Source organism: Pseudomonas fluorescens (assembly GCF_902498065.1).
GTDB classification, from domain to species: domain Bacteria; phylum Pseudomonadota; class Gammaproteobacteria; order Pseudomonadales; family Pseudomonadaceae; genus Aquipseudomonas; species Aquipseudomonas fluorescens_BJ.
In genome coordinates this window covers 376,190-388,612 of sequence record NZ_CABVIR010000003.1, presented here as the reverse complement: position 1 = coordinate 388,612, position 12,423 = coordinate 376,190, and the positions used below count along the sequence as shown (strand labels likewise).

Annotated in this window: 11 protein-coding genes; 3 read left to right on the top strand and 8 right to left on the bottom strand. The window is 61.8% G+C overall.

Features of this window, described 5'->3' with window-relative positions; translation table 11 throughout:
- Positions 1–40 precede the first annotated feature (40 nt).
- Entirely contained in the window at positions 41–1,432 is a 1,392-nt protein-coding gene (locus tag F8N43_RS14550) for an L-cystine transporter (RefSeq protein WP_150653957.1), read from the top strand.
- 122 nt (positions 1,433–1,554) lie between these two features.
- Here the strand turns inward: F8N43_RS14550 and F8N43_RS14545 are convergent, their stop codons facing one another.
- Positions 1,555–2,067 (bottom strand): dihydrofolate reductase, encoded by a 513-nt coding sequence (locus F8N43_RS14545; RefSeq protein ID WP_150632747.1) that lies wholly within the window; start codon positions 2,065–2,067, stop codon positions 1,555–1,557.
- Positions 2,068–2,152: 85 nt separating this feature from the next.
- On the opposite strand from F8N43_RS14545, the gene F8N43_RS14540 reads away from it, so the two are divergent.
- Positions 2,153–3,523, top strand: a complete 1,371-nt coding sequence (locus F8N43_RS14540) for a DUF2868 domain-containing protein (protein WP_150653956.1) — start codon at positions 2,153–2,155, stop codon at positions 3,521–3,523.
- Positions 3,516–4,892 carry a GTPase/DUF3482 domain-containing protein gene (locus tag F8N43_RS14535; RefSeq protein WP_150638026.1) on the top strand — a complete coding sequence of 459 codons (1,377 nt, stop codon included), beginning with the start codon at positions 3,516–3,518 and terminating at the stop codon, positions 4,890–4,892. Before F8N43_RS14540 ends, F8N43_RS14535 begins: the two co-directional genes overlap by 8 nt.
- A 40-nt stretch (positions 4,893–4,932) precedes the next feature.
- Here F8N43_RS14535 and F8N43_RS14530 read toward each other — a convergent pair whose 3' ends face one another.
- The 7 genes from F8N43_RS14530 to F8N43_RS14500 form a co-directional block, all read right to left on the bottom strand.
- Entirely contained in the window at positions 4,933–5,466 is a 534-nt protein-coding gene (locus tag F8N43_RS14530) for a hypothetical protein (RefSeq protein WP_150632744.1), read from the bottom strand.
- Positions 5,467–5,560: 94 nt separating this feature from the next.
- On the bottom strand, positions 5,561–6,160 hold the full coding sequence (locus tag F8N43_RS14525) for a phosphonate degradation HD-domain oxygenase (RefSeq protein WP_150653955.1): 600 nt from the start codon (positions 6,158–6,160) through the stop codon (positions 5,561–5,563).
- Entirely contained in the window at positions 6,160–7,293 is a 1,134-nt protein-coding gene (locus F8N43_RS14520) for a TIGR03364 family FAD-dependent oxidoreductase (RefSeq protein WP_150653954.1), read from the bottom strand. Before F8N43_RS14520 ends, F8N43_RS14525 begins: the two co-directional genes overlap by 1 nt.
- 142 nt (positions 7,294–7,435) lie before the next feature.
- Positions 7,436–8,461 (bottom strand): putative 2-aminoethylphosphonate ABC transporter substrate-binding protein, encoded by a 1,026-nt coding sequence (locus F8N43_RS14515; RefSeq protein ID WP_123719723.1) that lies wholly within the window; start codon positions 8,459–8,461, stop codon positions 7,436–7,438.
- 41 nt (positions 8,462–8,502) lie between these two features.
- Positions 8,503–10,227 carry a putative 2-aminoethylphosphonate ABC transporter permease subunit gene (locus F8N43_RS14510; protein WP_150653953.1) on the bottom strand — a complete coding sequence of 575 codons (1,725 nt, stop codon included), beginning with the start codon at positions 10,225–10,227 and terminating at the stop codon, positions 8,503–8,505.
- Positions 10,227–11,303, bottom strand: coding sequence for a putative 2-aminoethylphosphonate ABC transporter ATP-binding protein (locus F8N43_RS14505; RefSeq protein ID WP_150653952.1), 1,077 nt, complete (start codon positions 11,301–11,303; stop codon positions 10,227–10,229). Before F8N43_RS14505 ends, F8N43_RS14510 begins: the two co-directional genes overlap by 1 nt.
- 255 nt (positions 11,304–11,558) lie before the next feature.
- Entirely contained in the window at positions 11,559–12,422 is an 864-nt protein-coding gene (locus F8N43_RS14500) for a LysR family transcriptional regulator (RefSeq protein WP_150632156.1), read from the bottom strand.
- Between the last annotated feature and the right edge of the window lies 1 nt (position 12,423).

Genomic DNA, 12,423 nt, shown 5'->3' with positions numbered 1-12,423 from the left:
GCCCCGGAAGGCAGTTGGCACATGTCTAATGGGAGTTCCAATGAATCTGCCGCTGATTCTCAACCTGCTGGTGTTCCTCGCCCTGCTCGTCGCACTCGCACAAACCCGTCACACGACGTGGAGCCTGGCGAAAAAAGTCCTGCTCGCTTTGGTGCTGGGCGTTGTGTTCGGTGTCGCATTGCACACGATTTACGGTGCCGGCAACCCGGTGCTGAAAGCCTCGATCGGCTGGTTCGATCTGGTGGGCAACGGTTACGTGCAGTTGCTGCAAATGATCGTGATCCCGCTGGTGTTCGCCTCGATCCTCAGCGCCGTGGCGCGTCTGCACAACGCTTCGTCGCTGGGCAAGATCAGCTTCCTGACCATTGGCACGCTGCTGTTCACCACCGCCATCGCGGCGCTGATCGGTATCGGTTTGACCAACCTGTTCGGTCTCACCGCTGAAGGACTGGTGGCCGGCACGCAGGAAATGGCCCGTCTGCAAACCATTCAGACCGACTATGCCGGCAAGGTTGCCGACCTGAATGTGCCGCAGTTGCTGCTGTCGTTCATCCCGCAAAACCCGTTTGCCGACCTGGCACGCGCCAAGCCGACGTCGATCATCAGCGTGGTGATTTTCGCCGCGTTCCTCGGGGTCGCCGCGCTGCAACTGCTGAAAGATGATGTCGAGAAAGGTCAGAAAGTGATCAACGCCATCGACACCTTGCAAGCCTGGGTGATGCGCCTGGTGCGTCTGGTGATGAAGCTGACCCCGTACGGCGTGTTGGCGCTGATGACCAAAGTGGTCGCCGGTTCCAACCTGCAAGACATCATCAAGCTCGGCAGTTTTGTCGTGGTGTCCTACATCGGCCTGGGCTTGATGTTTGTGGTCCACGGCGTGCTGGTCTCGGCGGCCGGGATCAACCCGCTGCGCTTCTTCCGCAAGATCTGGCCGGTGCTGACGTTTGCCTTCACCAGCCGTTCGAGTGCGGCGACGATTCCGCTGAGCATCGAAGCGCAAACCAGTCGCCTGGGTATTCCGCAGTCCATCGCCAGTTTCGCCGCTTCGTTCGGCGCGACCATTGGCCAGAACGGCTGTGCCGGCCTGTACCCGGCGATGTTGGCGGTGATGGTCGCGCCGACCGTGGGCATCAATCCGCTGGACCCGCTGTGGATCGCAACGCTGGTGGCGATTGTGACGCTGAGTTCGGCGGGTGTGGCCGGTGTCGGTGGTGGCGCGACGTTTGCGGCGCTGATCGTGTTGCCGGCGATGGGCTTGCCGGTGTCACTGGTGGCGTTGCTGATTTCGGTGGAGCCGCTGATTGATATGGGGCGGACGGCGTTGAACGTGAGTGGTTCGATCACGGCCGGGGCGATGACCAGCCAGATCATGCAGCAGACGGATAAAGAATTGCTGGATGCGGATGAGCATTCGGAGTTGGCGCACGCTTAAATCCTTTAGCGTCTGATCTGGCCTCATCGCCAGCAGGCTGGCTCCCACAGGGATTTTGGGTGTTCACACGATCTGTGTTTCACCTCAAACCCACTGTGGGAGCCAGCCTGCTGGCGATGCTTTTAGACTTTTTCCCAGACTTCGAAGTTGTACCCCGGTTTGTCGCCTTCGGCCGGATTCGGCACATTCGACACCAACTTCCACTGGTCCAAATCAAACGCTGGAAACCACGCATCCCCTTCCGGACTCAACGCCACGCGCGTCAGGTACAACCGATCCGCTTGCGCCAACCCCTGCGCATACAACTGCGCGCCGCCAATCAGCATCAACTCATCGACGCCCTGCTCTTTCGCCCATTCTTCAGCGCGAACCACCGCAGCCTCCAGCGACGGATAAACCTCCGCGCCTTCCAGCACCAGATCCGCCTGACGGCTGACCACGATGTTCAACCGGCCCGGCAGCGGACGACCGAGGGAATCCCAGGTCTTGCGACCCATGATGATCGGCTTGCCCAAGGTGGTGGCCTTGAAGTATTTGAAGTCCCCCGGCAAGTGCCAGGGCATGCTGTTGTCGACGCCGATCACACGGTTTTCACCGAGGGCTGCGATCAGGCTGAGGGGGAGTGATTTAGTCATGTCGGCGAGGATACCAGAGCCTCCCGTACCCCGATAAGCGCCACAGCGGTTATGCTCACAGCTCAATTGAGCGACGGGATGCCGCGTGACTGAACTGAATAACCTCTGGCTGACGGAAACCATTCGCCTGCGCGAAGAACACGCCGGCCCTCTGGATGATCTGGAAGCCAACCGACTGGCTCGTGCCGCAGGTGGCGACCTGCCGACACGGATTTCGCGCCGGGCCTTGTGGCTGGCCGAGCGCGATGGACTGACCGAAGCCCTCATACATTGGCTGCAAGGCGCGCGACTGGCGCTGCTGGTGTTGGCCGTGCTGGCCGTGGTCAGCGGCGCCGGGCTGGCGATTGCCGCGCTGGGTGACGGACAACCCCCGGTCAATGTGTTCTGGGCCTTGGGCAGTTTGCTCGGGCTGAACCTGATTCTATTACTGAGTTGGGCGCTGGGCCTGGTGTTTGCCGGCGAACATGGCGCAACGCTGGGACGCTTGTGGTTGTGGCTCAGCGAAAAACTCGCCCGCGACGCCAAAGCCGCGCAACTGGCGCCCGCCCTGCTGTTGTTGCTGCAACGACGCAAACTCAATCGCTGGGCGCTTGGCGTGCTGGTCAATGGCTTGTGGTTGCTGGCAATGCTCAGCGCCTTGGTGATTCTGCTGATGCTCATGGCGACCCGGCGCTACGGCTTCGTCTGGGAAACCACCCTCCTCGGTGGCGACACGTTTGTCGCCATGACCCAGGCGCTCGGCGCCCTGCCGGCGCTGCTGGGCTTCAACGTGCCAACGGTTGAAATGATCCGCGCCAGTGGCGACGCCGCGCTGAACATCGAAAGTGCCCGTCAGGCCTGGGCGACGTGGTTGGTCGGCGTGCTGGTGGTTTACGGCATTGTGCCGCGCCTGCTTCTGGCGCTGTTGTGCCTGTGGCGCTGGAAAAGTGGTCGCGCCATGTTGCGTCTGGATCTGAACCTGCCCGGTTACGCGCAACTGCGCGAACGCCTGATGCCCACCAGCGAACGCCTGGGCATCAGTGACGAGGCGCCCGAGCATCTGCATCGCGTCGAAAGCGGCGTCAGCGAACTGCAAAGTGACGGCGCGTTGCTGGTGGCCATCGAGCTGGACGATCAACGCCCATGGCCGCCACAACTGCCTGAAAACGTGAGCAACGCGGGCATCCTCGACAGTCGCGAATCACGCAACAAACTCCTCGAACAGCTGAGCCGTTTCCCTCCAGCCCGCCTGGCCATCGCCTGTGATCCACGGCGCTCGCCGGATCGCGGCAGCCTCGCACTGATCGCCGAACTGGCCCGCAACGCCAGCGCCACCCGCGTATGGCTGCTGCAAGCGCCGCCCGGCGAAGCATTGGATGCCGAGCGCCTCGGCGACTGGCACATGGCGTTGCAGCAACTGAATCTGCCCTTCGCCGATTGTGCGCCGTTGAACTGGCTGGAGAACGGTCATGACTGATTCGTGGAAAGCGCCGTTGAAGCTCGCGGTGGTCGGCCACACCAACGTCGGCAAAACCTCGTTGCTGCGCACGTTGACCCGTGATGTCGGTTTCGGCGAAGTCTCTCATCGCCCGAGCACCACGCGACACGTCGAAGGCGCGCGGTTGTCAGTGGACGGCGAGCCCTTGCTCGACCTGTTCGACACGCCGGGGCTGGAAGATGCCATCGCCCTGCTCGACTACCTCGAACGCCTGGAGCGTCCCGGTGAACGCCTCGACGGCCCGGCGCGCCTGGCGCGTTTTCTTGAAGGCAGCGAAGCCCGGCAGCGGTTCGAACAGGAAGCCAAGGTGCTGCGGCAACTGCTCACCTGCGATGCCGGCCTCTATGTGATCGACGCCCGCGAACCGGTGCTGTCCAAGTACCGCGACGAACTGGAAGTGCTGGCCAGCTGCGGCAAACCGTTGCTGCCGGTGCTGAATTTTGTCAGCAGTGCCAACCACCGAGAGCCGGCTTGGCGTGAAGCGCTGGCGCGTCTGGGCTTGCATGCGTTGGTGCGTTTCGACAGCGTCGCGCCGCCGGAAGATGGCGAGCGTCGGCTCTATGAAAGCCTCGCGCTGTTGCTGGAAAACTCTCGCGAGCAACTGGAGCGATTGATCGCCGATCAACAGGCCCAGCGCCTGGCCCGACAGCAAAGTGCGGCGCGGTTGATTGCCGAATTATTGATCGATTGCGCGGCGTGCCGGCGCAGCGTGGTCAGCGATGCTGAACAGGAACAGCACGCCATCAGTGAGCTGCGCAAAGCCGTTCGCCAACGGGAACAGCGCTGCGTCGAAGCCCTGCTCAAACTCTATGCCTTCCGCCCGCAGGATGCAGCGGCCAGTGATCTACCGCTGCTCGATGGCCGTTGGGGCGATGATCTGTTCAACCCGGAAACCCTCAAGCAACTGGGCGTGCGGGTCGGCGGAGGTATCGCGGCGGGTGCAGCGGCCGGGGCCGGGGTGGATCTGCTGGTCGGAGGCTTGACTCTCGGAGCGGCGGCACTGGCCGGCGCGATTGCCGGCGGCGCGCTGCAAACCGCACGCAGTTATGGCAGCCGGTTGCTGGGCAAGATCAAGGGTCAACGCGAATTGACGGTCGATGACAGTGTGTTGCGGTTGTTGGCGTTGCGTCAGCGCCAGTTGCTGCAGGCGCTGAATGCGCGCGGGCACGCGGCGATGGACAGCATCCAGGTCGCCACACCACAGGACAAGACCTGGCGCGAAGGCAAACTGCCCGAGGCCCTGAACAAGGCTCGGGCGCATCCGCAGTGGTCGTCGCTGAACCCACACGCGAAGTTGAGTCAGGCGGAGCGGCAGGAGCAAATCGAGGTGTTGGCGCAGCAGCTTTAGTTCTGTGGTGTAAACGCGGACCTACTCCAGACTCCGACGCTCACTTCCATTTGAACTTCAGGTAGGTATCACTCAGCAACGACACCAGCTCACGATCCGTCGCATCCGTATCGCCATCGTTATCCATATCAAAGTGGATCGACCAGTCCAGAGTTCCGTTGTTATCGGTGTCGTAGGCCGCCGCCGTGTAAGCCAGCGTCTTGTCTGTCGGCTTTCCCGTACCTTCGTGAAAGTGAAAACGCACCGTATCCGGGCTGCCATCCCCGGCGAAATCCTCTGTGAACATTTTCAAATAACGCTTTGTAGAAGCGCCGGGGTTGAACCAGTTGAGTCTGAGACAAGCATTAGCGAAGGTCTTCAACAGACGTTGGTCAACGCTGTTTTCCTTACCGTCGTGAGTGACGTCGCCCATTTTGTAATCGACTTTGCCATCGGCATCGAAATCCAGTGCGAAGGCTTTGTTGACCAGGACATCGTCACCGGGGGTACAGGCTGATTCATAGAACTGCAACAGGACAGAATCGGCCCGACCATTGCCGATCCGATCCTGAACGGTGACTTTCAAATAGCGCATGAGTGTTCCTCAACAATAAAAGAAACTCAAACACTAGCCGCCCGAAAACACGGTAGCCATGGCTCAACTTCGCCGCTGCAAGTAAGGGGTTTCGCTAAATACACGTCGCAAGAGGACTCTCTGTTGAAGGAACACTGGACTTGGCCAACAGCGCCGATGCCTTTGTCTTTAACACTTCAAGGTCGATCACCGGCACCCACATTTCCTTGGCCAACTCATCCCAGTGCCGCATGCGCAAACTGACCTCGCACAATGGGTCCTGTTCGAACGCTTCAGCCTCCGCCTCGGTCATTACCCCACCCTGATACACCAGGGTCCGGCGGCTGGCTTCGCTCAATCGCTCGTAGTACCCAGGCGTTTTGAGTGTCAGATAACGCTTGGCCTGAACGTGGTATTCCACCAGCCGCGCCATGCGTTCGCTGAAGCCTGCGCGACGCAAATAATCAGCGCCCAACCGCTCGTGGCTAACCACGCCGAAACCGCCCATGTTCTGCGCGCTGTCGGCGCAGATATGGCCGATGTCATGGAAGAACGCGGCCAGCACTACTTCGTCATCGAAACCTTCGGCCATGGCCAGTTGTGCGGCCTGGGACATGTGCTCGATCTGCGACACCGGCTCACCGATGTAATCGCTGTCGCCAAAACGTTCATACAAACCGAACACCTCGGCGATCACTTGCGTAATGCGGTCCATCAACGTTCTCCCAATACCGTTGCGACATTGCGTTCGGCCATCGCCGGGCCGACGCTCATGCCGACGCCGGTGTGCATCAGCGCCACGCTCACGCCCGGCATCGGCCGCAGGAATGAAAACGGTCCCGGCCCGCGTGAACCATAAACACCCTGCCACCGCTCGACCACTTGCACCTTGCAGCGCAACGTCTGCTCGGCCAGTTCGATCATCCAGTTATCCACCTGCTCGGCGTTGAATGGCGAGGGGTCGCGGCCATAGTGATGGGAGTCGCCGATGATCAGTTCGCCGTAAGGCGTCGGGCTGATCAGCAAGTGAATGCCGTTTTCGTGCAGGTGCGGTTCTTCGCGCAGGATCTGCGCCTGCACTGCCGCCGCTTCCGGCAGATCGGCAAAGGCGCCGTAGTGCACGCAACTCAAGCCGGTAAGCAGTGCATGTTGCAGATTGAGGTTGATCTGCGGGCGGGCGCGGAGCATTTGCAGGCGGCAGATTTGCGGGTTGAGCGCGGCAATCGGCTCGGCGAGCAAGGTCTGATAATCGTGACCGGAGCACACAATGATCTGCTCGGCGCTGAAGGTGCCGGCGGTGCTGTGCAAGCGGCCGGGCTCGATGTCGCGCACGAGGGTGGAGAAGTGAAAGTCGACGTTCATTTCGCGGCGCAGGTAATCGATCAATGCCGGTATCGCTTCGCGGGAATACAGTTGTTGATCGTCCATGCCGTGCAACGCGGCGCGGTGATGGCTGAACTGGCCGCCGTACAGGTCACGCAATGCGGCGCCGCGCAGCAGGTCGACGCGGTAACCGTGCTCCACGGCTCGTCCGGCGCAAAAAGCTTCCAGCAGGTGCTCTTCGGCTTCGGTGCGGGCGAACAGGTATGAGCCGTTGCGTTTCAGTTGCAGGCCGGCCAGTTGCGCCCATTGCCCCCAGATCTCGCGGCTGGCCATGGCCAGTTCGAGCATCGGGCCTGGTGGCTGGCCGGTGACGAGGGCCTGGCCGAAGTTGCGCACCGAGGCGCCCAAGGGCGTTTCGCTGCGTTCGAAAACCGTGACCTTGAGGCCGCGTCGGGCGGCAGCGTAGGCGTGGGACAGGCCGAGAATGCCGGCGCCTACGATCAGCAGGTTGTTGTGTTGTGTCATTGAGCTTTACCTTGAAGTCGAGACCGCCATCGCGAGCAGGCTCGCTCCCACAGGTTGTGTGGTGGACACAGGTTTGGCGAACGCCACGGACACTGTGGGAGCGAGCCTGCTCGCGATGAGGCCCTGTCAGCCGATAGAGATCTTACTTGGCAGCCACTTTCTCGGACTTGCCGTCATAGCGCTTGCGCCACTCGGTCAGGATCTCGTCGCGATTCTTCGACGCCCAGGCAAAGTCGTTCTTGATCAGACGCTGCTCGTAATCCGCCGGCAATTCGGTCTGCGGCTTGGCAATCCCCGGCTGTGCAAGCACCGCGAAGTTCTCTTTATAAAGCTCCATCGCCGCCGGGCTGGCCGAGAAGTCAGCCAGTTTCTTCGCCGCGTCTTCATGCGGTGTGCCCTTGATCACAGCCGTCGCTTCGATCTCCCAGCCCAGGCCTTCTTTCGGCAGGATGATGTCCAGCGGCGCGCCCTGACGCTTCAACTGAACGGCCGGGTATTCAAAGGAAATACCAATCGGGAACTCGCCCGCCGCCGCCAGTTTGCAAGGCTTGGAGCCGGAGTGGACGTACTGGCCGATGTTCTGGTGCAGGTCGTCCATGTACTGCCAGCCCTGCTTCTCGCCGAAGGTTTGCAGCCAGGCGCTGACGTCGAGGAAACCGGTGCCGGACGAGGCCGGGTTTGGCATGACAATCTTGCCTTTGTACTCAGGCTTGGTCAGGTCCTGCCAGCTCACCGGTTTGCTCAGGCCCTGCTTCTCGGCTTCAACGGTGTTGAAGCAAATGGTCGCGGCCCAGACGTCCATGCCGACCCATGCCGGAGGATTGGCGGCGTCGCGGTAGTTGCCGCCGATCTTGCCCAGGTCCTTCGGCGCGTAGCTTTGCAGCATGCCTTGCTGATCGAGAATCGCCAGGCTCGATGCCGCCAGGCCCCACACCGCGTCAGCCTGCGGGCGGGCTTTTTCGGCCAGCAGCTTGGCGGTGATGATCCCGGTGGAATCACGCACCCACTTGATCTCGACGTCCGGGTTGGCTTTTTCGAAGGCTTCTTTGTAGGTCTTCAGTTGTTCGGCTTCGAGGGCGGTGTACACCGTCAACTCGGTTTTCGCCGCGAAGGCGTTCAGGCTGAAAGCGGTGAGGACAGCAGCGGCCAGGGCCAGGGGCTTGAACATGATCTTTTCCTGTTTTGAGTTGAGGTTTGCGGGATGGGAAATCAATGACCGGGCGCGGTCTGCCGCCAGGCCTGGGAGCGGCGCAGCAAACCGCGCGAGGCCCACGCCAGTAGCAGGGACACGCCCGCCGAGGTGAACAGAATCAGGGTCGACATTGCCGCCGCGCCGCCAACGTTGCCGGCATCATCCATGTTCAGCACCGCCACCGCCGCGAGGATGGTGTCGGGGCTGTAGAGGAAGATCGCCGCCGAGACGGTGGTCATGGCCGAGACGAACAGGTAGCGCACGATGTCCAGCAGCGCCGGCAGGCAGATCGGCACGGTGACCCGCAGGTAGTGCCGATACAGCGGCGCCTTGAGCGACAGCGCGGCGGCTTCGAACTCGGCATCGAGTTGGCGCAGCGCGGTGGTCGCGGTCATTTGCGCGGTGGTCAGATAGTGAGCAATGGTGCAGACCACCAACAGGGTCATGGTGCCGTAGAGCACATGCAGCGGATTGTCGGTGAGGTTGAAGAAGAAGACGTAACCCAGGCCCAGCACCAGACCCGGCACCGCCATCGGTACGAAACTGAGCATGCGCAGGGCCAGGTTCAGTCCGCGCTGGCCCTTGGTTTTTTCCATCAGGTAGGCGCCGGTGAAGATCAGCACGCTGCCGATCAACGCCGTGCACAGGGCCATCTTCACGCTGTTGCCGTAGGCCAGCCAGCCGCCGCCCGCCGTGTCGTTGAACTGGTAATGGTTGAGCGAGAGCGACAGGTTGTACGGCCAGAATTTCACCAGCGACGAGAACACCGCCATACCGAACACCAGCAGCAACACCGCGCAGATCAGCAGCACGATGGCGAGATAGACGCCGTCGCGCAGTTTCGACGGTGCCGGTTGAAAGACCTGCGCCCGCCCGCTCATGGAGTCGCCGTGACGCCGACGCAACCACGCATCGACCGCGAAGCTGAACAGCGCCGGCAGCAACAGGATCATGCCGATCAACGCACCGCGACCGAATTGTTGCTGGCCGACCACGGCTTTGTAGGCTTCCAGCGCCAGCACCTGATAGTCGCCGCCGACCACCACCGGCACGCCGAAGTCGGTGATGGTCAGGGTGAATACAAGGCAGAACGCCGCGAACACAGCCTGACGCGTCGCCGGCCAGGTGATGCTACGGAAGGCCTTGGCCGGACTGGCGCCCATACTTGAAGCGGCATCGAAGAGGCGCGCATCCGCCAGGGACAGGGCTGACAGCAAAATCATCAAGGCGTGTGGGAAGGTGTAGATCACCTCACCCAGAACAATGCCCCAGAAGCCGTAGATATTGTCCGAGAGCAAACCACGCAACAGGCCCTGGTTGCCGAACAGGTAAACCAGTGCAATGCCGGGCAGCATCGACGGCGCCATCAGCGGCAACAACGACATCCCGCGCCAAATGCCTTTGCCCGGAATCAAGGTGCGTTGCAGCGCGTAGGCAAACAGGTAGGCCAGCGGTACGACAATCGCCGCGACGCTGAGGGACACTTTCAGGCTATTGCCGAGCAGCCAGTGGAAGTTCGCACTCGTCACCAGTTCACGCGCCGCGACCAGACCACCGCCCTGCCCGGCTTCCGAGCTGAAGCCACGCCAGAAGATCGCCAGCAATGGCATCAACACCGCAACGCCGAGCAACACCAGCAGAAGAACTTTGCCACCGACCACGAACACCCGGTCGCCGATCTCGGCACGGGAGGTCTGCCGAACCAGCTTGTGCGGTATCGGCAGCGCGATACGCGCGCTCATCAGGCAAACACCTGCAGGCTGCGCGGCGGCAAGGCGACCATGATCTGCTGAGCACCGAGGCGCGGCATGGCTTCCGGTGCCAGTTCCGCGAGCAACGCGTGGCCCGGCAGTTGATCGAGTTCGAAACTCATGCGGCAGCGGTTGCCAAGGAAGGTGATTTCGCGAACCTTGGCCGGGAACAGGTTTTCTTCATGCACCAGCGGGTTGACGTTGATCGCCTCAGGCCGGCAGAACAACCGGCCCGACGCGGCTTTGGCGCTGCCATCCGCCAGGCGCATGTTCATCCCGCCGACCTGCGCATGGCTGTCGCTGCTGCGCTGGAACGGCAGCCAGTTGCCCTGGCCGACAAACTCCGCCACGAACGGTGTGGCCGGGCGGTCGTAGATTTCCTGCGGCGTGGCGTACTGCTCGACCTTGCCGTTGTTCATCACGGCGATGCGGTCGGCCATCAGCATGGCCTCGTCCTGATTGTGCGTGACCATCAGCGTGGTGATGCCGAGGTTGCGTTGCAGTTGGCGCAGTTCGGTGCACAAGTGCTCGCGGACTCGGGCGTCGAGGGCCGACATCGGTTCGTCCAGCAACAACAACGACGGCGCCGGCGCCAAGGCGCGGGCCAGTGCGACCCGTTGCTGCTGGCCGCCGGACAATTGGCCGGGGTACTTTTTCTCGCTGCCGATCAGGCCGACCAGTTCCAGCATCTGACCGACGCGCTTGCGCACTTCATCGCGACCGCTGCCGGCGAGACCGTAGGCAATGTTCGCTTCGACGGTGAGATTGGGGAACAGCGCGTAGGACTGGAACAGAATGCCGTAGTCCCGGGCCTGAGGTGCCAGGTGCGAGACGTCGCGATCCCCCAGATACAACTCGCCGCTGTCCTGCTTCTCGAGACCGGCGATGCAGCGCAGCAAAGTGGTTTTACCGCAGCCCGACGGCCCCAGCAGACACACCAGTTCACCGGCCGCCACGTCGAGGGAAACATTATCCAGCGCAGTGAAGGCGCCGAAGCGCTTCTGCACGCCACGCACCCTCATTGGGGCGCCGGGGTTGGTCAGGGCAGTTGCGATCGATTGGTTCATGGACAGGCCTCATCAAGCAGATGAAGCTCATCCTAGGGATGTAATGCGTCCGTCATGTGGCAGTGAGGCCAAAACGGCTGATAGTGGTATTCAGGGATTTGGGTTGGGCCTTCATGGCAGGTGGTGTCCGGACTGACGCCTTCGCGGGCAAGCCCGCTCCCACAGGGTTCTCCAGTGAACACAGATCTATGAACACCAAAGACACCTGTGGGAGCTGGCTTGCCAGCGAAGAGGCCAGCACAGGCAACACAACTCTCAGGCGGGAGCCATTTCCTGCGCCAACCCCAGAAACGCCGCCGGCAACCGCGCACCTTTGCGCTCCTTGAGGCAGTACAAATACTCGGGAATCTGCGGTGCATTCTCGATGGTCAGCACGCGCAGTTGCGGATCATGCGGCACTTCTTGCCGGGCGATGATGCTAATCCCGATGTTGCGCAGCACCGCTTCACGGATCGACTCACGACTACCGATCTCCAGCAACGGCCCAAAACTCACCCCGGCAGTGGCCAGCAATTCTTCAGTCAGCCGCCGAGTGGTCGAGCCCGACTCGCGCATCAACAGCGTATGCCCGGCCAACGCACTCAGCGGCACATGATCATGCACCGCCAGCGGATGATTGCGATGCACCGCCAACACCAGCGGATCGCTGCCGAGCACCCGGCGAATCAGTCGCGCATCATCAAGCAATTGCGAGGAAGCGGCGACATCGACCCGGTAATCCTCCAAGGCTTCGAGCACTTGTTGCGAGTTGCCGATTTCCACCGACACTTCCACTTGCGGCAAACGCTCACGGAAAGTCTTCACCAGATCGAGGATGTAATACGGCGCCGTGGCGGCGATGCGCAGCGTACCCTGGACCTGGCCGCTGTTACGCAGGAAGAACTCGATGTCGGCTTCCTGTTGCAGCAGCGCCTTGACCATCGGCAGCAACCGCGCGCCTTCGTCGCTGACGCTGAGGCGGCGGCCGCCCCGGTAGAACAGCTCAACCGAGTACTGGCTTTCCAGATTGCGGATCTGCGTGGTGACCGTGGGCTGGCTCAGGCCAAGTTTTTTCGCCGCCAGGGTAATGCTGCCCAGGCGGGCCACCATGTAAAACGCCTTCAGCTCGGCACTCAGCACA